At 44.8% G+C, this 25,035-nt stretch carries 19 protein-coding genes; 6 read left to right on the forward strand and 13 right to left on the reverse strand.

The window, feature by feature from the left end:
• Window position 1 precedes the first annotated feature (1 nt).
• From bglX to Q9R46_RS10815, 4 genes are all read left to right on the forward strand, one after another.
• The gene (gene bglX, locus Q9R46_RS10800; protein WP_311280038.1) at window positions 2–2,218 is read left to right on the forward strand and encodes a beta-glucosidase BglX; all 2,217 of its coding nucleotides are present in this window, start codon (window positions 2–4) and stop codon (window positions 2,216–2,218) included.
• Between the two features lie 176 nt (window positions 2,219–2,394).
• Window positions 2,395–3,381 carry an AraC family transcriptional regulator gene (locus tag Q9R46_RS10805; RefSeq protein ID WP_311280039.1) on the forward strand — a complete coding sequence of 329 codons (987 nt, stop codon included), beginning with the start codon at window positions 2,395–2,397 and terminating at the stop codon, window positions 3,379–3,381.
• A gap of 373 nt (window positions 3,382–3,754) precedes the next feature.
• Window positions 3,755–3,901: a hypothetical protein gene (locus Q9R46_RS10810; protein ID WP_311280040.1), complete on the forward strand. Its 147-nt coding sequence runs from the start codon at window positions 3,755–3,757 to the stop codon at window positions 3,899–3,901.
• Between the two features lie 33 nt (window positions 3,902–3,934).
• Window positions 3,935–4,228 (forward strand): hypothetical protein, encoded by a 294-nt coding sequence (locus Q9R46_RS10815; RefSeq protein WP_311280041.1) that lies wholly within the window; start codon window positions 3,935–3,937, stop codon window positions 4,226–4,228.
• 129 nt (window positions 4,229–4,357) lie between these two features.
• On the opposite strand, the gene Q9R46_RS10820 is transcribed toward Q9R46_RS10815, so the two are convergent.
• The 10 genes from Q9R46_RS10820 to Q9R46_RS10865 form a co-directional block, all read right to left on the reverse strand.
• The gene (locus Q9R46_RS10820; RefSeq protein WP_145331267.1) at window positions 4,358–4,762 is read right to left on the reverse strand and encodes an RDD family protein; all 405 of its coding nucleotides are present in this window, start codon (window positions 4,760–4,762) and stop codon (window positions 4,358–4,360) included.
• Between the two features lie 268 nt (window positions 4,763–5,030).
• On the reverse strand, window positions 5,031–7,541 hold the full coding sequence (locus Q9R46_RS10825; protein WP_311280042.1) for a WG repeat-containing protein: 2,511 nt from the start codon (window positions 7,539–7,541) through the stop codon (window positions 5,031–5,033).
• Between the two features lie 163 nt (window positions 7,542–7,704).
• A complete protein-coding gene (locus tag Q9R46_RS10830; protein ID WP_311280043.1) occupies window positions 7,705–8,049 on the reverse strand; it encodes a hypothetical protein in 345 nt (114 codons plus the stop codon).
• A 237-nt stretch (window positions 8,050–8,286) separates the two neighbouring features.
• Window positions 8,287–8,565: a hypothetical protein gene (locus Q9R46_RS10835; protein WP_311280044.1), complete on the reverse strand. Its 279-nt coding sequence runs from the start codon at window positions 8,563–8,565 to the stop codon at window positions 8,287–8,289.
• Complete coding sequence (locus Q9R46_RS10840; protein ID WP_397386340.1) at window positions 8,552–10,459, reverse strand: hypothetical protein; 1,908 nt, start codon at window positions 10,457–10,459, stop codon at window positions 8,552–8,554. Before Q9R46_RS10840 ends, Q9R46_RS10835 begins: the two co-directional genes overlap by 14 nt.
• A gap of 1 nt (window position 10,460) precedes the next feature.
• On the reverse strand, window positions 10,461–14,021 hold the full coding sequence (locus tag Q9R46_RS10845; protein ID WP_311280045.1) for a DUF4132 domain-containing protein: 3,561 nt from the start codon (window positions 14,019–14,021) through the stop codon (window positions 10,461–10,463).
• A gap of 24 nt (window positions 14,022–14,045) precedes the next feature.
• The gene (locus tag Q9R46_RS10850) at window positions 14,046–15,248 is read right to left on the reverse strand and encodes a VWA domain-containing protein (RefSeq protein WP_311280046.1); all 1,203 of its coding nucleotides are present in this window, start codon (window positions 15,246–15,248) and stop codon (window positions 14,046–14,048) included.
• Entirely contained in the window at window positions 15,233–17,674 is a 2,442-nt protein-coding gene (locus Q9R46_RS10855; protein ID WP_311280047.1) for a DUF5682 family protein, read from the reverse strand. The genes Q9R46_RS10850 and Q9R46_RS10855 overlap by 16 nt, the downstream gene beginning before the upstream one ends.
• Window positions 17,662–18,762: an ATP-binding protein gene (locus Q9R46_RS10860; RefSeq protein ID WP_311281004.1), complete on the reverse strand. Its 1,101-nt coding sequence runs from the start codon at window positions 18,760–18,762 to the stop codon at window positions 17,662–17,664. Before Q9R46_RS10860 ends, Q9R46_RS10855 begins: the two co-directional genes overlap by 13 nt.
• A gap of 495 nt (window positions 18,763–19,257) precedes the next feature.
• Window positions 19,258–20,235, reverse strand: a complete 978-nt coding sequence (locus tag Q9R46_RS10865) for an aldo/keto reductase (protein WP_311280048.1) — start codon at window positions 20,233–20,235, stop codon at window positions 19,258–19,260.
• 207 nt (window positions 20,236–20,442) lie between these two features.
• On the opposite strand from Q9R46_RS10865, the gene Q9R46_RS10870 reads away from it, so the two are divergent.
• Together Q9R46_RS10870 and Q9R46_RS10875 are read left to right on the forward strand one after the other, a co-directional pair.
• On the forward strand, window positions 20,443–21,636 hold the full coding sequence (locus Q9R46_RS10870) for a cytochrome P450 family protein (RefSeq protein ID WP_311281005.1): 1,194 nt from the start codon (window positions 20,443–20,445) through the stop codon (window positions 21,634–21,636).
• Window positions 21,633–21,998: a ribosomal protein L7/L12 gene (locus Q9R46_RS10875; protein ID WP_311280049.1), complete on the forward strand. Its 366-nt coding sequence runs from the start codon at window positions 21,633–21,635 to the stop codon at window positions 21,996–21,998. The genes Q9R46_RS10870 and Q9R46_RS10875 overlap by 4 nt, the downstream gene beginning before the upstream one ends.
• 86 nt (window positions 21,999–22,084) lie before the next feature.
• Here Q9R46_RS10875 and Q9R46_RS10880 read toward each other — a convergent pair whose 3' ends face one another.
• The 3 genes from Q9R46_RS10880 to Q9R46_RS10890 form a co-directional block, all read right to left on the reverse strand.
• Window positions 22,085–22,840 (reverse strand): SDR family NAD(P)-dependent oxidoreductase, encoded by a 756-nt coding sequence (locus tag Q9R46_RS10880; RefSeq protein WP_311280050.1) that lies wholly within the window; start codon window positions 22,838–22,840, stop codon window positions 22,085–22,087.
• Window positions 22,841–23,075: 235 nt separating this feature from the next.
• Window positions 23,076–24,803 carry a ubiquinone-dependent pyruvate dehydrogenase gene (gene poxB / locus Q9R46_RS10885; RefSeq protein ID WP_311280051.1) on the reverse strand — a complete coding sequence of 576 codons (1,728 nt, stop codon included), beginning with the start codon at window positions 24,801–24,803 and terminating at the stop codon, window positions 23,076–23,078.
• A gap of 34 nt (window positions 24,804–24,837) precedes the next feature.
• A complete protein-coding gene (locus tag Q9R46_RS10890; RefSeq protein ID WP_186331789.1) occupies window positions 24,838–25,008 on the reverse strand; it encodes a hypothetical protein in 171 nt (56 codons plus the stop codon).
• Between the last annotated feature and the right edge of the window lie 27 nt (window positions 25,009–25,035).

Here is a 25,035-nt window from a genome sequence, read left to right on the forward strand (position 1 = left end):
AATGCATAATACGCAATTACTGAATTTATTAAATACACTCACCATTGAGGAGAAGATTGGACAACTCATTCAGCTTTCCGGAGACTTCTTTAATGCAGGAGCAATGGCAGTCGGGCCGATGGAAAAGCTGGGAATCACGCAAGAAATGGTACAATTAACCGGGTCTGTACTCAATGTATTAGGGGCAGAGAAGGTTACTACCATACAACGTGATTATATGGAACGAAGTCGCCACAAGATTCCGTTATTATTTATGGCTGATATCGTATATGGGTACAAAACGGTTTTTCCCATCCCACTGGCATTAGGCAGTAGCTGGAATCCTGAGCTTGTGAAATGGTGTAATCGCCTTACCGCTAAGGAAGCATGCGCAGCAGGTGCGCATGTTACCTTTGCACCAATGGTAGATGTGGTTCGCGATGCTAGATGGGGGCGGAGCATGGAATCTACTGGAGAAGATACCTATTTGAATAGTGTATTTGCCAAGGCCATGGTAGAAGGATTCCAAGGTGATTTTACACCTGGCGAGAGCTTGGCTTCCTGCGTGAAACATTATGCTGCGTACGGTGCTCCAGAAGGTGGACGTGACTATAACACGGTAGATATGTCCGAAAGAAGGCTGCGTGAAGAGTATCTGCCACCGTATAAAGCCGCGGTGGATGCAGGCTGTGAATTGGTTATGACCTCCTTTAACACCGTTGACGAGATTCCAGCAACTGCCAATCAGTGGTTGATGGATGAAGTGCTGCGTAAGGAATGGGGCTTTGATGGCGTGTTGATCACAGATTATGCAGCCATCTCTGAACTCATTGCCCATGGTGTAGCGGAGAACGAGAAGCACGCTGCCAGACTGGCGATGGAGGCTAGCGTTGATATTGATATGAAGACCTCCTGTTATGCGAATCAGCTTAAGCTGTTGCTGGAGGATGGAGCAATAAGTCAGCAAAAGCTGGATGCAGCTGTTCTTCGTGTATTGAAACTGAAAAATAAACTGGGATTGTTCGAGGACCCATTCAGAGGTGCCAGCATAGCCAAGGAACAAGAGCTGAAAAAAAATCATGAAAGTATAAGCCTATCCAGAAAAGCAGCGACCGAATCTCTTGTTTTGCTTCAGAACTCGAAGAATACGTTACCACTCACCAATGAAACTAAAGTGGCTCTGATCGGGCCATATGCGAACAGCCAGGAGTTGAACGGATTATGGGCGGTATATGGAGACAAAAGTCAGGTCATTACGGTGAAAACGGCTTTTGAAGAAATTATGGATTCGGATAGATTCAAGTATACACAGGGATGTGCGTTATTAGAAAGTTTGGATGGACTCGGCGACTTTGGTTTCTTTGCTTCCGAAGCGAATGTACTAAATACCGCCGAGGCTAGAGAAGAGGAAACAAACAAGGCTATTGAACTTGCGAAATGGGCTGATGTTGTTATATTTGCGATGGGAGAACATACCTTGCAAAGCGGCGAGGCCGGAAGCAGAACAGATCTGACCTTACCTAAAATTCAAACGGATTTTATGAACGAAGTACTGCCATGGGTTAAACGTTCCGTACTGCTACTCTTTAATGGCAGACCTTTAGTGCTCACGGATATCAAAGATCGAGTAGATGCGATACTGGAATGCTGGTTCCCGGGTACAGAAGGAGGGCATGCTATTGTAGATTTAGTCACGGGACATGTGAATCCTTCGGGCCGGTTAACGATGAGTTTTCCTTATACCGTAGGTCAGGTTCCGGTCTATTACAATGGATTTAACACGGGTAGACCGTCGAACGGCTCTACACATAGCCTTCGCTTTACTTCACGTTATTTAGATAGTCCGAATGAACCGTTGTATCCTTTTGGATTCGGCTTGTCATACCATGTTGCGGATTACACTAACCTAAGATTAAGCGATACTACTATGCATGCTGGAGATGTAATTGAAGCTACGGTTGAGGTGCATAACTCAAGTGAAGTTGAGGGGCAGGAAGTAGTTCAGCTCTACATTCGTGATCTTGTGGGGAGCGTCGTGCGTCCGGTCAAGGAATTGCGAGGTTTCCAGAAGATTCGCCTGATGCCTGGCGAAACCAAACAAATCACTTTCAAAATCACAGAAGAGATGCTGAAATTTCATACCAAGAGTATGAAGTATGAGGCAGAGCCAGGTTATTTTGAAGTATATATTGGCAACAGTTCGGACAATGACACCTGTGTTCAATTTCAATTAGAATAGAAGCAATCCGAAGAAGCAGTGTTTTGTGACAATTACAAAATAACTGCTTCTTGGTTGTCATATTTCAAGATATACAAATTGAACCAAAGCATTTTATAATCGTAAAAGTACAAACGAAAGAGTTTCCAGATAGCATAGATTAGCATGTAATTCATTGATGAGAGGAGAAACTGGGTATGACTCCACAAGACTTAGATACATCTTTGCGAGCATTGACCCCAAGCGAAGAGTTGTATCGCCAGGGCATCCCTTCTCTTAAACCGCTTGAGTTTCTATATATGTTCAGAGATCGTAAGCGAGTTGCCAAGTTATTGATTAAAGATCATGCCGAGTTGTTTACGATTTCGCCTGACATCGTTGTGAAGAAGCACTCGCGGTTTCAGTCCTATCCTCTTCATTTTCATGACTGGATTGAAATCAACTATATGTATGATGGTTCCTGCACTCAGATTATTAACAACAATATCTACTCATTGAAAAAAGGCCAAATTCTACTTGTAGATTCGGACACCGTTCATCGGATTGAACCTCTCGGTGAGTCAGATATTCTGATCAACATCATTATTAGAAAAGAATATTTCAACAGTAATTTTTTTAATCGAATTTCATCAGACAGTCCCTTGTCTAGCTTCTTTATCAATTCCATTACCGAAGGCAATGCACATGACAGCTTCATCTTGTTTCCCTCCGAGAATAGCAGAAGACTCCCGGTTTTTATGAACGAGTTTTTCTGCGAATGGTTCGACCCGTGCACTCGTTCTGGTGAGATGCTGGACTCCCTTTTCTCGTTAATTATGATGGAGCTCATCGATGTATACGAGAACGATTCCGATAAACAGGATAATCGCCTAAAGAAAAGTCCTATCGTTCCGATTTTGCGTTATATTGAAGAGAATTACAAAAATTGCACTTTAAGTTCGACCGCAGCCTATTTTAATATCAATGCCAATTATCTCTCCTCACAACTGAAAAAACATACGGGCATGTCCTTTATGGGATTGCTTCATCAACAAAAGATTCGTTTTGCCAAAACGCTGCTGATTAACAGTAATATGAGCGTTACGGAAGTAGCCAATCACGTCGGATACGAGAATGTCAGTTTCTTCTATAAGAAATTCAACTCCATCTGTGGCTGTTCTCCGAAAGAGTATCGGAAGATATAGTTTAGTCTAAGATCCTGATTTTGTTCCGAATGAGATCAGCTCAAATTGACGTTTGTTGTAGAACTATTTAGGACCTTTCTTATGTTTCATATGAAAGGTTCTTTCGTATTTTTGTGTTTTGATGACGGATTATAATATAAAGTGCGACACCCGCTGGATAAAAAAGACCCATGGCCGGGAACTTGGCCGAAATGCAGTAGAACACCCCCTACGGCGCGGAGAAAGCTCAAGAGGGCTATGTCCAGCACGTAAGGCCTCCGTTTCCGCAGCACAAAATTCCCAAGGGGGCACGAATCCTTTTCAGAGGAACTGTCGCTCTTGGATTGACAATCCGTCATATTAATATAAAACTATTTTTGAAGGAGGCGAGCGGATGTGCAAAGTCCATTGGATCTGGTCGTACGCATTAAATGGAGCGCGGGCTTGGTGGAAGAAGATTGATTGCGCGTATGATGTCTATGTGAAGAGTGAATACGGTTTTGTTTCAATTATTCGAATGAACCCGGACAATGAACCGTGAATATGATTCCAAGGAAAAGGCAGGAGAACAATAATGCAGGTCTTAGAACAAACTAAACCCTGGGTCGACCAGGTTATTCAAAAGCTGACGGACAAAATGGATTGGGTAAGCGACAAATCACGTGATAAAATTCCGTATACCACGCAGGACGGGGTGCATGATGACCGTGCAAGGCACAACCCCAACGGCAACGACGCGGATGGCATCAGCTGGTGGACCAACGGCTTCTGGGGCGGTATGCTTTGGCAGATGTATCATGTAACGGGTGAAGAGAAGTACAAGCAATATGCCAATCTGGTGGAGGATAAGCTGGGATGCCTGCTTTGAGCAATACTACGGATGAATTAAAGGTATAAACATATGTACAAAATACGAGTTTTGTGAAACAGTAATTAGGAAATTAAAAGAACCGCTATGAATTTATATATCCCATTACGGTTCTGCTTCTTTTTTTACTTAATCCCACACAACTTCTGTTCCTGCTATAAAATCATGTATTGCACGACGATCCTCTCGCATTCCAACCATAAACGCGCTCACAATAATTCCAATACCTAGCGTCAATACGTACACAAGTCCAGCAACTAAAACTCGCATTAACATTGTAGTAATTTTAGGTGGTTCTTGTGTGTCATAAATTTGAATTCGAATCCCGCAAATTCGTTTACCAACCGTTCGGCCATACCAATAAACAGGTAAAAAAATCGCATATAACGAACTTAATATCTGCGCAATTGGTTCATCTGAATCATAATTACCAGTGAGCACACCTGCGATGATTACTGTTGGTATCCCAATAATAAGTCCATCCAAGAAACTTGCTGCAAGCCTAATCCAAAAACCTGATTTGTACAAAATCATTTCCTCCAAACTATGTTGTCATACCTTGATGCATGGTTATTTATATTATACAAGAAATATATACCATTTGGTTCATATTATTCATTTTTGTCTCCCAAATATCTTTCTTCCCACTTTGTGAAATAATTAACTATTATATATAGATACGTTTAATACGTTTAGACTTCGCCTTTTCGCGTAACCCCTCTCTTCTGTAACTTCCAAAATAAAGAAAAAGCCATATTACACATATGGCCTGGAAGTTTATATACCCTGCTCCTTACAATAATCAATGAAATGCTTTCCAGAATGATCCTTCTGTATTAATGATGCTCATGATCTGACTAAACGGGATCGTAAATGTCGGGAATCCCGCAGCATATGGCGCAATATCATAAGGGTTGAAGTACAGATGTAATGCGTCTGCTGTCACAAAAAAAGGCTGTTCCGCACTTATTCCAGTGTACGTATCTGGAAAAACATACGAATACTGCGGATCATTTTTGATCTGGTCCCCTACAATTTGGCTTAATACCTTCACATAATCACTATCCGGCTTAAACAGATCCTTCAATTCATAGAGCTGACCGTCGGATAGATTAATAATGGCATACACCATCGTTGGCATCCCATGTGCGGCTCCTGCTGGATAGTTATAACCCGTCAACTGCAGTTGGAGCAATTGCTTCTGATAGAAAGTTATATCAAAATCACCGGTATAGGTATAATCCAGTTGCTGATCTGCAGGAACCGGTTTAACTTGGGAAAGTTCTTTCAGCTTAGCATTAAGCTTACCCTGCTCTGTCTGATTGGCTAAGCCGTCCACCTGCGGATAATAAACGAGATAATCCCGGTTGGGTTTATACTTCTCCTCACGCACCTGATAAGGCGGTTGTAACGGTACGATCGTATTCTGTTGCCAAATCACCTGTCCAGCCCGGTTCACATAGGATAAACGTTGATCCAAAAACACTTTAATCAAATCCGGAGCCACAACTTCCATCGACCCTGCCCCTGTTACACGAGGATATCCTGGAGCCGGTCTGCCGCTCAAATCCAGAAGATACGTCTGATTTCCGTCTGATGCGGATGCAAGACCGTGTTTGTAATTTTCCACATTACGATAGATAAACTCCGTTAGTATTCTGCCATTCAATTCAGCGATTGCATACACCGAGCCGATGTACGGCTGTTCTGGATCAATGGCTTTCCCGAGTGCGTACCTGTTCTCCCCAAGCTCCCGAATATCGTTATAGGCTGGTTGAATCACAAATGATCCCTGCATATTAATGACGCCATAGTTCGATTTGTAATCCTCTGCCGTATTCACAATAGCCTGCCCATCGTTAAAAGCAAATGCAGAAGTAAACTTAGGCTGAATACGAATGTTACCTCGTTCATCGATGTACCCATATTTGCCAGAGGATTCTTTTTGAAAAGCAAGCAAACCATTCCCTAGCGGCCCTACAAAGGCATATGGGTAAGTTGCTAGTCGATTTCCGTTCCGATCGATAAGGGCGTATTCCTGATCCTTAATCTGTACAACGGCTTTACCCTGCTGAAAATCATTTGCTGAAGCGAATTGCGCTCGGATTACTTCATTTCCTGAAGCATCCAGGTATCCATACAAGCTAGGTGAGCCGTTCGTCTGATTTGGGTTATTATCGTAAAACATGGCTCTGCCTTCATGCATATCTGCGATAAACGGATAAGCTCGTTTGGTCAGCACGATGCCTTGCTCATTGATCATTTTAAACCCTTGAGAATCAATGGCCATGGCCCGCTCTTCGGAAAAAGAATTAATCGAATCATACACAGGCTGAACTACATACTGCCCTTGAAGATTGATGACACCGGCTCGACCATTCTTTACGACGACCGCCAATCCGTTAGGCTGAAACGCCTGAGCTTCTTCTAGCACCGGCTCTAGACGGATATGTCCCTGTGCATCCATATACCCCCAGCGCGTCCCGCTTGTTGTTCGAACAGAGACGGGATATAACCATGTCGTCACTCTGGCATGTGTGCCTGCCGTTGCCGTCATCGCTTGCTTTATTTTATCCTCCAGTTCAAGCAAGTTCTCTCTTGAAGGATACGCTTCCGGAAAGCGCAGCGCTTTCTGAACCGAAGTGAGTGCCGCGGAATATGATCCAGCATGAAACTGAGCATCCGCAAGATAATACCAATAGAATACATAATCGGGATACTGCTTCGTTAACTGCTCATAATATTCCACGACTTTAGGAAAATAGGCTCGGTATACATCTGTTGCTGGGACCCACTGATTCTGCTGCCACCGAATAATTTCCACTCGATAAGCTTCACCAGTGTCATGAATCCAGAGCGCTATTTCTACCTTCCCATCTCGCCCATGCACGCCAGGTATATCCACAATCTCAGCGTAGCTGTAATACAAATCGTCTGGGGCAATGTCCGTAAGACCGGATTCGGTCCACTCATATACAGCGAGTTTTGACCAAATGGCTCCAATTTGCCAACCTACGATCAGATTATTTCTTGCCGTTGAAGTTACAGGCGCTGCTGTCAGCAACGTAACGCCATAACCTAGTCCTTTTGTTAAAGCCATTTTAATCCAATGCCCTTGAACGAATTTTAATATAAGCAGATACAGCTCGCTATTCAATTGATAAACAGCAGAAATTTCAGGCATTCCGTCGCCAGTAAGATCGGCCGCATAGATCGCTGGATGCTGAATTGGTTTATCAATGGTAATGACCGTTGCCCCCGCCGGAATATGTTGATTTACAATTTGCAGTAATAGCGGTTCACTCATCGACATCTCCGCTTCCTCCCTTATGACCGCATTCGCCTAATGGTATGCAACATAACTCGGGATATGACATGAAAATGTATTGTGACACCTCTACTTCATCCTGTTACTCTTCTAAATTTAACTTCTGTACATTGATTAAAAGATTGCTTACGTCTTCTACGCGAATGGTTTAAGAGGATATCCATTTGACCAGATCATTATCCAGTTGAGTAAAACCTGCTATAACAGACATTCTTGTGCCGTCCTTCAGCTGTAATTCGATTTTCAAATCCTCCATACGAATCATATCTAAAGCCTCGCCTGTTAACGTAATACCGATGGGTGAAAGAGTTGCCTCGACTTGTGCTCCTGCATTCTTACCCAAGTTTACATGTCCACGTTTACTTCTGTTAAGCTGGTTCAGGTTAAAGCTCGTTTCCCACTTGCCTTGAATAACTTCACCGATATTTGTAAAACTGCCCTGTAGCCTAAGCTTATTTAGTGCTTTAACTGAAGAAAGATCGTATAACTGCATCGATACTCGTAAACATGAGCTTCCTACATATATTCGTTCATCAAATCACTTTTACTTACATGCAACAACAAAAAAATCGCAGGGGCTCAGCCACCTGCAACTTTTTTAGATTATTCTATCGAATTAGGACTAAAATCAGTCCAATAATTACTTCATACTATAGCTTTGTACAGTACTTAACCCTGTTTCATCGTTTTCAAAGCCAGACTTAACGTTCAGAAAATTTAACTAGAGAGATCATGTTTGTGATTGCTTACTAAGCTGAACATATTGAGTCAGACGACAATATTGATCCAAGAGCTGTTCCTCTTGTCCTTCGCCTAGTGCCACTTTGCGTCCTGCCTCTAGAACACCGCTGATCAATTCATACAGGAAATGCATCTGCAATCGCTGCGCATTGGTACCCAGTTGCTCAAGCAGTTGGGTATCTCTAATCGAAAATTGAGATAACCCCCGAAGGAGTAATTCTTCAGAACAATCCGATAACTGCTGTATCAATCCACTATCTTCTTCCAAAACGTCCCAACCTTCCACTACTGGAATCCAACTTCAAGCTTAGCAACGTCTGGCCCTTTAGAAAACTGATTGGACTAATACGTTTCGTTTCTATTCGAACAAATGCATAAAAATGTTCCAGTTTTTGAGAACCCAATCCTGATTCCAGTCTGTTAATCATAGACTGCCAATCCGATGAGTAAGGCAGGGTGAGAGGCAAGCATGCCCCCTCAATATTCTCAACCATAAGAATCAGATCCTGCGTTTGTTTATTGAAGCTATGCTCTGTAATACGGGCAACCTCGATTAATGCCAACCGTTCTTTTGGCTCAGTGAATAGATCAATAGAATCGGGCTCCTGTTGAAGTGCTGCAGGTATGTCTATCAGGTACTCTCCAAAATGAACCTCATTCACACGGGTTCGTGGTAAAACAGTTAACTTCGCCCCATCACCTGAAGAAATTCGTCGTTCTTCATTCACTTTAACCGACTGAAACTGAATTTCTTCTCCCGTAAATTGACTAAATGTCAAACTTGGCAACCAGGGAGTAAACGATGCATAATGCTCGGCATACGAGAATTGTTGATCCTCGTAATACACCGCGCGTACATCACTGTACGTATAAATCTGCCTATCATCAAAGCAATAGAAATAATACGTAATTCCGCGAAATCCTGACCGTGTCTCCCAAGAGTCTGCGCCTAGCCCATAGAGATGAAGTGAAGGCACGGTAAAGTACTTACTTCGGAAACTGCCAACCAGCTGACTCTGCTGCCTAACAGGAATCTCGCCTTGTTCAAGCACTTCTAGCGCGAGATACAGCTTGCTTATACGATCCAGCATCGCCTGCATGGAGAAACGTACATGACGTTTGAAAAACAGATGGAGCTCTCCCTGAATGCCACGCAAACTACGTTCAATCTCTGGAAGGCCACCGCTATGTGCAGCAATGGCCAGTGTCTCCAATTGCGCATTATATGACTGAGGCAGTCTGGCAAGCCCTGTCTTAAGCATACCAGCCAACATGCCCCGGCACTCCTGAACCGTTTGAAGGGAGAACTTGGGCTCGTATGCGCGGACACTCAAAGCGTCCGTATCATCCGCCCCATGATACATACGGTATCTCAGCAAAGCTTCAAGCTTGGCCATTTTTCCCGCGGTCTGCTTTAACTTGCATAAAGCATTGGTCAGCTGAGGTTCTTCTGTGAAGGACACCTCTATATTCTGACTTTTTAAATGTACGGTGAGCAGCGTGTCTTCCATGATTTGAATGTCCTCGGGATAGCGTAAACGAAAAACGACCTCTTCAACCATCGTGGAAGTATATGATTTCAGGATGGGAGTCAGATCGGCTTCAAGCATCCAGCGAAAACGGACATTTGTCTCCGGCGAATGAGGTTGCAGACCGTAATCCGGTTTGTCTGACTCTTTAACCTGATGAAGCTTATCCTGTCCCGCGGGCCTATACTCTTTGGAAGTGTCAGGATCTGCGAAATCAGCAGAAGGTGGTTTCACATCCAAGGCTGACGGGGAAGATGCAGGAATGTCCGCTGAAGGCTTTGCAACTTCCACAGTTTCCACAATATCCTCGCCCATAGCAATGTTTTCAGTTATCTGCTGGCGCTGGTCATACAGAATCGCAATCAATACATGCTTACAGATATTCTCCGAGGGACAGGAACACTGCCATTCATCCAGCGTAGCATAGAGGGTACACTCGATACCCTCACTTAGCTGACAGTTTACTGAAGCTGTATTCCAGGTGTACTGTACCTGTACACCTTGATCCAGCTCTTTAAGTGCTCTTTTGTATAGTCCCTTGTTCGCATAACGAATGAGATAATCCTCTGTGCACAATTTTGAAAAGTGCCTGAATTTCTGCTTGAATTCACTGAAATCGTTCATAACCACCAAATCAACGCCCCGTTGCTCTCAAAATATCATAGAGAGTCTCACTGAATACTCGGCCTGAAATTTGACCCAAAGGAATGGATTTGTTATCTGCATAATAATAGTGCTGTCTCTTGCCATTTGGTTTGAAAAAATGTAACGATTCCAGCGTCACGTCGTCCATTCCTTCATAATACGTAATACTTGTACCGCTGAACCGAAGTTCGGCAACAATCTCTCCGTACTCTTTGTAAAACTCATTGAACCAACCACCATCTTGTGCAGGACCTTTAACCCATCCGTATTTCTCCAATGCTTTCGGGAGAGCTGTTGGTGAAAATTCCTCTTCCGGAAGATGATCATATTCTGTCTTGACCCGATCTTCATCCTCAATCAAATGGATTTGACGTTTCAATTGCTCAAACGGTTGCTTGACCTCATAATCCTCAAGCTGAGTAGCCCAACCCTCAAGCGTGTCCTGGTCGAGTTCAAGCGGATGTATAAGACCCACCTGAGCTCCTGATGGCAGATCCGTTTCATCCTCGTCCACTGTATTAAATGTACCGTCCTCCATATAACGGAATGTACGGATTAACTCACCCTGCTCATAAATGCCCCAGATTAATCCAACGGCAAATTTCTGCATGATGACATTGTCTACAAATAGGGAAGTCCATTCCTCAGCGGTCCATAAACGCTGTTTGGATAAAGACTCTTCCAAGCGTGCAGTCTGGATCGTAACCATCGTTTTCAGATCTTTCTTCAACTGGGTAAAACGTGCCTTGGATTCTGCTGCGAGCTCAGGATCATCCTTTTGTGCCGGAGCAGGCAAACTTTTGACCGCTTTACCTGTTTCTTCGTTTACGACCACAACCTGTAGATCGGCGTTAACTTTGACCTGGAAGGACCGTTCACCGTAACAAAGCTGTAACGTGCCTTTAGCATCAAAACCGAGGGAAGTGACTAAACGATCTTCAAGCTGCTCTGAAGTCAATCCCATATTCTCTGCTGCAAGCTGCAATGCTTCTTCAGCTGCGCCTTTCACTTGACGGTTCTTAACGCTGCGTTTAACCTTGTCAATCGCCATAAGTGCAGCAGGTTCTTTTAGAAATGCGAGTACTTTAACTGCCTCGGCTGCTATAGCTCCACGGCTATTCTCTGTCCATTCCTTAATCTGCGGGGTCAATATATGAACTATCTGAAGATCACCGAACAGTGCGGAAACATACATAACCCACTTTTCCTTCGCAGGCGCACCATCCTGAATCCATAGCTGCAACAGTTCCTTTGAAAACCTGATAAGCGAAGCTTCGCTCACATATTCTCGTAGTTCATTTAACCGCTCATTCGGGCCAGACCCATGATCAATCGATTGCAGCAATACATATTTTTTGATCCGGTCATCTAAAGGCACACCATCTGTGGATCGAATCAGAGCAGGCAGTTCCTTTAGAGGTAACCAGCTGATGCGTGACATCTTCTTGGCATCGGCCAAGTCAGCAAGTGCTGCGTGTGCATATTCAGGACTTAACTCAGCTGTATCAAGCAGAATCTGAATCAGATTTTTCCAATCCGCTGCCTTCTCGTTCTGCAAAAGCTCTGTATATAATTCCTTACTGTTATCCAGACTGCGGATCGCCGTTAGCGCCATTTCTTTAATCGAAGCCTTTTTCTCCGCACGGTAGATCATCATATACAGTTCTTGATCCGGAACCCGGTTGAACTCGGCCAAAGCAATACTGCTCGCCCGTTTAGAAGCATCCTGTAAACCTGCCTGAATAGCTGCTGCCAATTGTTGCTTAGGCAGGGCATCTCGCTGCTCAAATGCAACTTCAAGCGTTAAAAGACGTGTATCCGTTGGCAGTTTTTTATACTGCTTTAATGCGTACTCCAGGTTTTGCTGTAAAATACGGCGATACTCATCCTGCGGCATCGATTGATACGTATAATCTGTCATCCCATTCAGCGAAATCAGACTAGTCAGCAGTTGTTCTCGTTTCACCTGAGGGTCGTCACCATACGTTTTCAAAATCTGCTCACCACTAAATGCATAAGAATGATACATGTCCGAGACAATGTCCAGCGTCCATTCCGGATGAGTTAGCAAAATCGCAAAGCGGTGCATTGGCTCCGAATCAATGGGCAGGAAGCTGATGCTAATGAGATTGTTAATCCGCTTCCGATCCCGGTTGACATGATTAAACAATCCACGGCTGTCCTTGTCTTCCCAATACTCTTCAAGCGTGTACTCACCACTTAAATATCTCGCAATGGCAAGACCTTGTCTCCCGCCTTCGAGCGGTTGACGCAACACACGGAATACAGCCTCTTCAATTGTATTTTCTGGTTGGATTCCATGGATGCCTTGATCCAACATCATTTTATGAAGACACAACTTCAGGAATGGTGCTCTGACAATCTCATATGCCCGTTTGGCTTGCTCGGGTTGGTTGGCAATTGCCGCCTTGATTATAATCCAGGACACGCGGTACGAATTCAATTCGAGTTGCATCATTTCAATCAATTGATAGGGCTCGTTCAGAGGAATCAGCCCGGACAGCAGATCATCTTCGCTTCTTGAACGAGGGTTCATACTAAGTAAATACTTACGAACCTCCATCGGATAGAGCTCATGGAGGTGATGAATAACTTCGAGTAGCACCTTGCCAACGTCATTAACGTTATCCAGAAAGCGTTGCTTTCCTCCATTGATATTCGTCAGATACAAGACTGCACTGCTCAATAAAACCAACGTCTGATGGAATTCGGCATGGGAAACATGATTTTTCGCAGAGTAATTGATTTCTGGATAATGCTTGGCAATCAATTCGCTGCGTTTCTGTTTCAGGAATTCCTCTTCCAGTACCTGTGACGAACCGTTTTGTTTGCCTTGAACGTTACCTGCAACCAAAGGTTCAATCAAACGGTACAGCTCTTGATGAAGCTTTGCCGCATCGTTAGCCATAACATGCTGGAACAACTCCGGCAGGACGGAACTCATATCCTCGATCTCTTGCTTATTCGCAAATTCCACATCCGGTTGCACACACAAATGAACAAGCATCATGGCGTCAATCACATCTCTGAAATTACCCTGACTATCTGCTTTTTTGGAATCGAATAGCCATTGTGCCCGCTTCACGCGACGCTTAAGCTCTGAGAGAATTTCTTCCTCATCCGCATATTGCTTCATTTTATTCAAACGAGATAACAAGGTTCCCATTCGATCCGAGCTCTTGCTTTTCCCATTTAATCCGTAAGCCTCCGAATCATCACCGAGGCAAGCTGTGAATGCGTTAACCCCCCAAGGGCTTCTGCGGAAATAATTCGATTCCAAATGCATGGCGACAGCTCCGGCACGAAAAAAAATATCTCCATCATCTTTTTTGCCAAGCTTGGACAGTGCTTCTACCGTTCGATAGACATAATGACTCGTTTTACCCATCATCTCAGGGAACTTTTCGGTTGCACCCATGACGTAATCGATAATTTCGGAGCTACGATCCGTTTTGAGCGAGTAGTCATCTGAACAAATGGAAGCGAACTTTTCTACCAAACTCTCTACTGCACGATCTACGGTAAGCATGATTTATTCCTCCTAAAAGTTTGTTTAAGTGATCATTTCGCCAATCCATTCGGCAAGTTCGTTAGGTGTAATCGCTGCTACATGTGCCCCCATATTGGCTAGCGTCTGTGCAGCATGTTTGTTGTACACCGAATCTCCGTTGAAATCGAGAGCGGTAAGCACAAGCAACTTGCATCCTGCATCAATAATATCCTTACAAGCTTGATACATCTGATTAATCGGGTAACCTTCCTCCAGATCACTCACCAGAATGTAGATCGTTTTTCCAGGATTCTCAATCAGCGTCTCCCCATAACGCAACGCTTTGGCGATATGTGTTCCTCCACCGAGTTGCACATTCATCAATACATCTACAGGGTCCTCAAGTCGCTCGCTCAGGTCCACAACTTTGGTATCAAAAATGAACAGCTTTGTGCGTAGCGCATTCAATCGATAGAAAATACTCGCCATGACCGAACTGTAAATCACCGAATCCATCATACTACCGCTTTCATCTACACCGATAATGATGTTCCACTTATTGTGCTGCTCTATATTCCCGTCAAAATAAAGACGATCGATAACAAACCTTCGTTTGTGTTTATCATAATTTTTAAGATTGCGAGTAATGGTCCGTTTAAAGTTCAGGTTGCGCAGGGATCGCACAGAACTGGATGCGTACCGACTGCGTTTCCCCATAATACTGGCCCGGGTATGAGACTCCAGCTTCCTGCGCAGATCTTCAACCACCGTGCGTACAATATCTTTTGCACTCCGCAGTACATCACCTTTCATTCGCCCTTTGAACTGCATGATGTTTTTGAGCAAGTTCATGTTAGGTTCAAGAGACTCCAGCAGTTTTTTATCGGTTAAGAGCTCCGTCAGTCCATAACGATCAAGCGCCTGCTTCTCCAGAATTTCAACCGTTGATTTGGGAAAAAGATCTCTGACCTTGTGTAACCAATTGGGTACGGTAAGCTCGGATGAACCACGTCCACCCTCTTTTCGGTAACCTTGTTCTTCACCGTATTCACGGTTATAGAGGTACCCTAGAATCTCGTCCAATTCAACATACTGAAATTCACCCGTTCTATATTGATCCGATTCACAAAGACCTTCCTCTGCAGATTCCCCCAAAATCAGGCGCCAACGGTTCAAGGTTTCAACAGCACTTCGTTCTTCCGAGGAAGACAACTCTGGCAACGTTTCGTTCTGGCCGCGAGGGCCATCATTCATATTAACTTCCATGCAGCAAACTCCTTTCGAAGCGCCTCATCCTGGGTTCTGTACCGAATGAGTAATTGCTCATCCAATGCAGGCATCAACATTTCATCCGACCTCACTTGGTGCAGATTAGCCACACGCTCGGCAATCAGATTCGTTTCCATTGGCGTAAAATAAGTGAACGCCAGACGTAGTTCTGGAATCATAGCAATAAAATCATCATAGGATAAATGCTCAATTAACCCATTTAGCTCATGTAACAGTTGGTCCTCATATAGGAATGCATCTCGCGCTACGGTAAAGACACCTTGTAGAAATAAAGCCGTTTGACGCGTCTGTTCCGGCGTTCCGCGGATATACCCGCGGGCTCGCTCCACGATCTCTTCTCTAGATCGATCGCCAAGTCCCGAAGCAATAGCGATACATACTCCTTCAAGCTGAGCAGGTAGTTTCGAATCTGACAAAAGCTCGTGCAAATGGTTTCGAAAAGCCGTATCCTGGAATTGTTCTTCGGCAGACTCGGCCAGCATTGCAAGTAGCTTTATTCCCTGAATAATACCTTCATGCTCGTCCGCATTCGTTCGCGAAAGCTGTTGCAGCTTGTCAACCGCGTTACGGTAAGCTTCAGATACTAACTCGGGAAGATGAGGGTCATCCGATAGTCCTAGCAACCGCCGATGCTGATGAATCCGATTCAGAATCGTTAAGCTGTTGCATAGTGACAGAAAATGTCCATCTGTCCGCAGAGCTGCTCGAACCTGGGCATACAACTGCATCGCTGTCTCCTGAAGTCCCATTAATAGTGCCTGGAGCATTTTTTGAGCAAGTTCACCGCTGTGATGGTCAGGAATATCTCGCATCTGCTCTTCCATCTTTCGGGTAGCTGCTGTGGCAAGCGTTCCGCCATATAAAGAATTTTCAATAAGCCGCGCTTCAATTCGTGAGGAATACATGTATTCCCACGTTTCACGAACCAGATTCATATCACGTTGCGCGATCCAATCCGGTCCTGCCTGTCGCTTTGCGAAGTCGGGGACAAGATAAGAGATGCATTGAAACAACTGGCTCATCAAACGATGTTCCGGCTTGGCATACAGATCAAGTACCTTTTTATGCTGACCCGTCGTTCGAATCTGAAGCTTGAATTCCGAGCAACGCGCTTTAAAATCCTCAACGATAGGAATATGAAACGCATTAGGTGCAACGCTCCCGATGGCGTCCCCGGTCAACAGAAGTTGCAGTTCCTGAAGCGGCTTGTCGGTGGCAAGTGTAAGCTCTCCTTTGACAAATGAAGAGAGGGCCGCGTCCATCAGCTCGTACACTCCGCCTTCCTGCTTGCCTCGAAGCTCCGCCAGACCTTGAATCATACTATAAGCCTCGATCGCATCGCTTGTGGATACATGTTCTTGCTTGTCACGTAGCTTACGCATCAGTCTAGATAATAGATTCAACGTGGTTACACGATAAGGTGAATATGAAGAACGAAGCAGATGATCCCAGATTTGATCGTAAAAATAAACATAAGGCATACCACTGGCATAACCATTCAATCGATCCGCTTCGGCAAATGTATACACCATCGGATACACCTGTTCTTGAACATTTCCTGAATCTGATGTACCGTGTTGCGTCGAATTGGCCGTGGGTTCCTTTTTCTGAACAGACAGACTCACTAATCCAAACGTATGAAAACCTCCCGTAATTACGAGCACACGCTGATACCGCTCTTCAGCTTCCTTGATTCGTTTCGCCATATGGGCTTCTCTAACCAGGTCACCACTTGCGATCAGGCGCTCCGGGGTGTAACACATTCGAGATAATGTACAATACGTGAAAACATCCTGCACAAAGACAGATGTAGGCTTCTGCAGCCCCCCGATCTCAAACACCTTTTCCCAAAGTTCATCAAAACTGCGGCAGTTTGTTTTCTCACATAAACGGTTAATGAAATCTGAACTGGCAAGCAGCGTTTCGTCCTGGACGGAGATTTCTTTCTGCTCTGTTTGCGAAGGGCTCTCCGTGGTTCTGGATACATGCCGATAATCCAAATCTATAAATTGTGCCGGAATGCCAAGCCGGTGTGCTTCCTTCAGCGCAACATATTCGGGTGAATACCGGAGCATCGGATAATAACAGGCTTCTCTTCCATATTCATCTTCATAGGTATAATAGAGACTGACCGGAGGCATGGTCGCTTCATCCGTTAGTACAGGTATCAGAGGATTGCCGCTTTCCGGTCCTTCAATCACAATGATATCCGGTTTGTACTCTCCGATAACATGTAACAGATGATGAGAACAAGCTGGACTATGATGCCGTATTGGAAAATAAACCGTTCGATTGTTTAAGTTATATACACTTGTATCGAATAAGGATTGAAGCTGATTCAAATCCGTAACATTCGATAAACCAGCAGCGTCAGCAGGCTCCACTTGGTCTAACCGATCCATTTTCTTTCCTCATAATAATTCTTCCAAATTTCCTCTTCGGCAGAGCGAGCTTTGACAATTTTGGAAAAATAGTTTTTGAGAATGCTTAGATCCTTGTCGTTTTCCTTTGCAACGGTTCCCAGCATATTTTGCACCAACCGATCCAGCGCAATAGATTTCCCCTCATAATAGTAAGATGTCATTGCGCTCTGCACATATACCGACACGGCTTCTGCAGTACTCATGGACGCTTGAGGTGTATCAAGCTTGTACCCTTCGCGAGACATGCCTGTTCGCAGCTCCATAAAAGTAGTTGCCAGCAACTCCACCACATCGGTTTGAATTTCGGTATCAATTCCACTATGTAATAACAGGTTTCTCGCCTGAGATTCAATGATTTTGGCTTCCATCTTTACATTCTGGATCGGTTTGATCGTTTCAAAATTAAAACGTCGCTTGAGTGCGCCGCTCATCTCATTTACACCTTTATCCCGAATATTCGCCGTAGCAATGACGTTGAATCCCGGTTTGGCAAAGAGCACACCCCCGTCAAGTTCTGGAATGCTCATGACTTTATCGCTCAAAATACTGATCAAGCTGTCCTGTGCTTCGGCCGGACAACGTGTAATTTCCTCAAAGCGCGTTAAAATACCTTTTTTCATGCCATTGTATAACGGGGAAGGCACAAGAGCTGCTTCAGAGGGCCCTTTGTCCAAAAGCATCGCATAATTCCAGGAATATTTAATCATATCCTCCGTTGTTCCAGCCGTACCTTGAATCGTATTCAGACTGGTCCCCGAGATCGCTGCCGTAAGCAACTCACTTAGCATCGTTTTGGCTGTACCGGGCTCACCGACAAGCATCAACCCGCGATTCCCTGCAAGTGTTACGACCGCACGTTCAATTAACACATCATTCCCGTAGAATTTACGTGTAATGGTGATCTTCTCTCCATCCAGCATCGCTGGCTTATCTCGCCCAATAATAAAATCCCGCACATTAGCTGGAGATAATAACCAGTTGGGCGGACGATGACCCTGATCCTCCTGTTGCAACGCCCGTAACTCAGCCTCGTATAATGTCTCCGCAGGCGGTTTAAGCATCTCTATCATCAAGATGTCTCCTCTCATATAAACAGATCGTATGTTCCTATTCTCATCATTTTATCACAGCTGTAAGTTATTAAGTCTGAAAACAGGCAAAAATGGTTGAAACGTCCTTCTTACCTGCACTTTTGACTAAGTCCAAGGACTTACTTTACCGCACAAATGTGAATCCTCTCTCCCGGTCTACATGTGGAATAGAGCAATTTCTCATTCTATCCTTCGGAATACGCTTAGGCATATAGTTCTACCTATCAACACTAACGGCCAGACTTCAGAGATAGGGCACTACAATTTTATAAACAATCCACCCTCTCTTCTAATCACTACATGAAAAGAAAAGAATACAAAACACAGGACTTTTTCGTGTCCTATGCTTCATCCACCCGCATAATTGGCGGCATATTGTCGCTCATTTCACGCACTCAACTGGCTACAGCCATAAACAAAAAGCCGCTAGATTAGCGACTAAAGGAAAACATATATCCTGTTCTGTAGACACTACATTCTCCGTCCGCACGAAGACGAGTACAGCTCGTACCATTCATACCGTGTGAGTTCAACCTGAGCCGCATCACGGCAAGCGAGAATCCGCTCCGGACGAATCGAACCGATCACCGGCTGAATTCCGGCTGGATGTTTCATTAACCAAGCCAGTACAATGGCTTCACTCGTGACACCACGCTCTTGAGCAATACGAGCCACCAGTTCTGCCGTTGCTTTAATCTCGGGCCGTTGTCCTTCAATTGCCCTGCCTGTAAATCTTCCCTGTGCGAGAGGACCCCAAGCTTGCAGCTGAATACGCTCTGCCTGGCAGTACTCCATCGTACCGTACGGGAAAACATTTTCTTTCGCCTGCGCACGGTTCACGGTTACGCCAGCTTCTACAAAACCGATTTTATCAAGGCTCATCTCCAGTTGATTCACGATGAATGGCATACGACTGTGCATCTGAAGCAAACGGATCTGTTCAGAACCCATATTAGACACGCCGAAGCTTCTTACTTTTCCAGCCTGATGAAGTTTAGCCAGCGCTTCTCCGATCTCCTGCGGGTGGGCAAGCGGGTCGGGACGATGCAGCAGCAAAATATCCAGATACTCCGTGTCGAGCCGGGATAAAATCCCATCAACACTCTTTATAATATGTGCCCCTGATGTATCATAACGTTGAGGCCCCTCATCATCCCCTACCAGCCGAATTCCACATTTGGATTGGATAATGATCTGCTCCCGTAGTCCGTGCCTTTCGGATAAGATCCGCCCAAATACATGCTCCGCTTTCCCACGTGTATAGATGTCCGCCAGGTCAAAATGATTAATGCCAATCTCCAGTGCTGCTTCGACTGCTTGGCGGCCTTCAACCACCAAATCCTCAGTAATGGGGGCACCATCCCAATCTCCTCCAAAGCGCATACACCCCAGAACAATAGGACTCGCCGGAATCTGATGATCATGTAAAGGCAACTGTCTAAATGACATTTCCGTACTCCCCTCGTTTTTTATTTTTGCAAACGCATTCTTGACTCTCTTGTCTTCTTGAGTCCAACACGACATTCCTGCATCGCTCGCATTTTTATCATGGAAAAACAAGGTTTCCTACCTTAGCGTATGGAATAATTACAAAGTGACATATCTTATTGCTTTGGAGAGGAGATTACACATTTGAATCTAAATGAATCTAACGAGATGAATGAGAGCAACGAGACCTCTAGACCTGATTTTTTCACAACATCATTTACTCAGAATCCTTATCCGGTATATGAAAAATTAAGAAACGATGACCCCGTCTTCAAAGTGATGTTTCCCAGTGGTGAATTTGGCTGGATGATTACGCGGTATGAGGACGCTGTTCAGATTTTGAAAGATTCCCGTTTCAGCAAAGATATCGTTAAACGTTACGGGGCGGATGGACAGAGTATTTTCTCTAGTAACATGTTGTTCTCCGATCCACCTGATCATCGTCGTTTGCGAGGTTTGGTACAGAAAGCTTTCACGCCAAAACTTGTCGCAGATATGAAAAGCCATATTCAGAGCATTGCGGAGGATCTGCTCGACGAGCTACCTTCCCAAGAAACAATGAATCTTATAGATGACTTTGCTTTTCCGCTACCTATTATTGTCATCAGTGAAATTCTTGGTGTGCCGCTGGAGGATCGGGACAAATTCCGCATGTGGTCCAACACCGTTATTGAGGCTTCCACCGGCCAGAATGCAGAACTATTCCAACAACATGAACGGGAGTTCACCGAATATTTGACCGATTGGTTCGCCAAAGTACGTCAAGATCCGGGTCAGGATCTGATCAGCCAGCTTGTCATTGCCGAAGAATACGGAGAGCAGTTGACCGAAAAAGAATTGCTTGGTGTGGTCTCACTGCTTATCATTGCAGGACATGAAACTACTGTAAATCTTATCGGAAACGGTATTCTGGCTCTGCTTGAGCATCCGGAACAACAAGATTTGTTAATTCGGGAGCCTGAACTTATCCATCAAGCCATTGAAGAGATGCTCAGATATAACGGGCCGGTTGAGTTCAGCACCTCGCGTTGGGCTTCAAAAGATATAGAATTCCGTGGGCAGCAGATTGCCAAAGGTGAACTTGTGGTTGTGGCGCTGGATTCAGCTAATCGAGATGAAGAGCAATTCAAAGACCCGGATGTGTTCGACATCACACGTGAGAAAAGTGCGCATCTCGCCTTTGGCACAGGTATTCATCTCTGTCTCGGTGCACCGCTGGCCCGACTTGAAGGCGAAATTGCCGTGAGTACGCTGATTCATCGTTTCCCTCACATGAAGTTGCAAAACAATGTCGACACACTGGAATGGAGACCGGGCATGGTCGTTCGCGGTGTCAAGGAAATTCCGGTGTTACTAAAATGAGCAGTTTCTTATTCGTGGTGATGCTGTTGATTATTCCAATTTTGTGGTCCAAACTGGGGAGTCTGCAACGTCAGGTAGATGAACTGAAATCAGAGGTAGAGCGACTTCAAAACAGTTCGTCTGTCGATGCGAATCGTTTTGCTATCAACGCTTCTTCTGTCCAAAACGCTTCCTCCTTCTCTTCAACTACAGGCACAAACTCTTTTCCTCAGAGCGGATTCGATATGAATACGGAGTTGGATCGGGAATTGCTCGAAATGGTACGTCGCGGAAACAAAATTCAGGCTATAAAAAAACTGCGGGAAGCCCGAAGCCTTTCTTTAAAAGAAGCGAAAGATTATGTTGAAGCATTAGATCGATAGTATCGCCCTCAAAATGAAAGAGGAACTGAGCGGATTAACGCATACAGTTCCTCTTTTGAGTACTCTTTTTCATAGTGCCTGAGTTCTTACTGAGCAGTTACCGCCCCATCGATTGCATATACAGCTCCGTTGATGTACGGTGCATCATTTCCGAGAAGGAAAGAAACCAGATTAGCGATTTCTTCCGGCTTGCCGAGACGTCCCGATGGAATGCTATCTACTGTAGCTTGGAAAACCTCCGGATTATCTTTACCGAATTGAACAACCATCGGTGTCTCAATCGTCCCTGGAGCAATCGCGTTCACGCGAATGTTCTCCTTGCCATATTCAATCGCTGCTGTGCGCGTTAAACCAACAACACCATGTTTGGTCGCCGCATACGGAGCAACTGCCGGAACACCCACAATTCCAGCCGTAGAAGCTGTATTCACAATGGAACCTCCACCCGTTTTGAGCATTTCGGTAATAACATATTTCAATCCGTAAAATACACTTCTCAAATTAATATCGATAATCTGGTCAAACTGCTCAATGGTATGTTCGATTAATTTGATCCCTGGGCCAGCAATACCCGCATTGTTGAAAAACATATCAATATGGCCGAACTCTTCGATCGTCTTTTTCACGTAATTCTCTACCTCAGCAGCTTTACTTACATCGGCCTGAACAAAAATTGCTTTGCTTCCCAGCTGTTCAATCTGCTTCACCGTTTCAAGACCTGTCTTTTCCACCAAATCTACGACAACGATGGAAGCTCCCTGCTCCGCTAGTTTCAATGCTGCGGCTTGACCTAATCCACTTCCTGCTCCCGTAATGATGGCTACTTTTCCTGCGTGACTCATGATGATCTCCTCCAATTATGTGTCAATTGTGATCGTACCTATTCATTCCTCGGCCTTATATGGATGATCTATGTAGGTCAGCAAGGACATGACTCCTTCCTGACTTTACCTATTTTAATAAACAATTGATTTAAAAACAAACCAAATCATAACTACCCATTTTATTTCAAGTAAATTCAGTTGCGCTACAGTCTTCGAGTTTAACTTAATCCTGCACATGCAATCTACCTGTTGCTTACCGAAGCAAGTTCGTTTTCGCAAGCTCAATTAATTCATCGCCACGGCCATTCAGAACGGCTTTCATCATCCATAACGTGAATCCTTCGGCTTGTTTTATATTAATTTTCGGTGGCAGGGACAGCTCCTGGCGATTCACAACAGCATCGATCAATACCGGTCCATTGTGTTGCAACGCGCGTTCTATGGCTCCCTCAAGCTCCGCAGGATCTTCTACGCGTATGCCTTCAATGCCCATTGCCTGTGCCACCATCGCGAAGTTTGGATTCACAAGCTCTGTTCCCGATTCAAGGAAACCGGCAGCTTTCATCTCCAGCTCTACAAAGCTGAGTGCGCCATTGTTAAACACAACCACTTTGACTGGAAGGTTATGCTGCTTCAGCGTGAGCAGATCTCCCATAAGCATCGCTAATCCCCCATCTCCGGACAACGAGATGACCTGCCTTCCAGGATCAGCGACCTGAGCACCAATGGCTTGAGGCAGTGCATTAGCCATCGTTCCGTGATTGAATGAACCAAGTAATCTGCGGTTACGACTCATCTCAAGATAACGTGCCGCCCATACCGTTGGTGTACCCACATCACAAGTGAAGATGGCATTTTCCGCAGCGGCATCACTGATCACTTTGGTCAAATATTGCGGATGAATAGGCTTTTTGCCTGGTTTGCCCACTGCAAGCTCGTCCAAATCCTCCCGTACTTTTGTATAATGCTTCACGCTTTTACGCAGATGTTTGTCACTATGTTCAGCCGTGAGGTAAGGGAGCAACGCTTCAATCGTCACCTTGATATCACCGCACAACCCGTAATCCAGCTTGGTTCGCCGTCCCAAATGTGAGGTTTGAATATCCACTTGCAGCACCGTAGCATCTTCCGGGAAAAACTGACGGTACGGAAAATCCGTTCCGAGCATAAGGAGCACGTCACAGTCCATCATGGCATGGTATCCCGAAGAATATCCGATTAGCCCTGTCAGGCCTACTGAATACGGATTGTCGTATTCCAAGTACTCTTTCCCGCGAAGTGCAATAACCATAGGGGATTTCAATCGATCACAAAGCTCTAACAGGGGTTCACGAGCCCCCGCACATCCTGCCCCGCATAGAAGTGTGATTTTTTTGTCCTGATTCAAGTACTCCGCCAGCTTGGCGAGTTCGGGTTCAGAAGGATGTACAACCGGATGTGGTGCATGGTATACATGCTCGGGAACAGGAAGATCAGCCGCTTCAAGTCCGGCGACATCGCCCGGAAGCACAATGACGGACACCCCGGAACGTGCAACTGCTGTCTGCATTGCCATTGTGAGCGAACGAGGCATCTGCTTGGCTGTTGTAATCACTTCACAATAATGACTGCATTCTTGAAACAAATACTCCGGATGAGTCGCCTGAAAATATTCACTGCCAATCTCATCACTTGGGATATGAGCAGCAATGGCCAGAACCGGTACGCGATTTCGATGGCAATCATAGAGTCCGTTAATAAGATGCATATTCCCCGGCCCGCTACTCCCTGCACATACGGCAATACTACCACTTACTTGGGCATCTGCACCCGCTGCAAAAGCCGCTACTTCTTCATGTCTTACATGAATCCATTCAATTTTGCCCGACTTGCGGATGGAGTCGAGGACCGCATTCAACGAGTCTCCAACAATGCCGTATATCCGGTGAATTCCCGCATTTAATAAGGCTTCAACAAGAACGTCTGCTATCGTTTTTTTCATGATGCTGGGTCACTCCTTTATAACGTTATTTTGATTAGGTTTCCATCCCTTGAATATACCTATTCTTATACCCCAATATTTTGAAAAACGAATCAAAAGCATATGTCACTCCAAGTATATAAACACAATCTTCTATAACATCTGGAGAAAAATCAAAAAATCCGTTTACCTTAAAAGGCAAACGGATCACTCTTGTATTTCTCACGATATCTTCTCCTGAGAGCATAGTTAA

It is taken from the genome of Paenibacillus sp. RRE4 (genome assembly GCF_031844205.1).
In the GTDB taxonomy this organism is placed as follows: Bacteria; Bacillota; Bacilli; order Paenibacillales; family Paenibacillaceae; genus Paenibacillus; species Paenibacillus xylanexedens_B.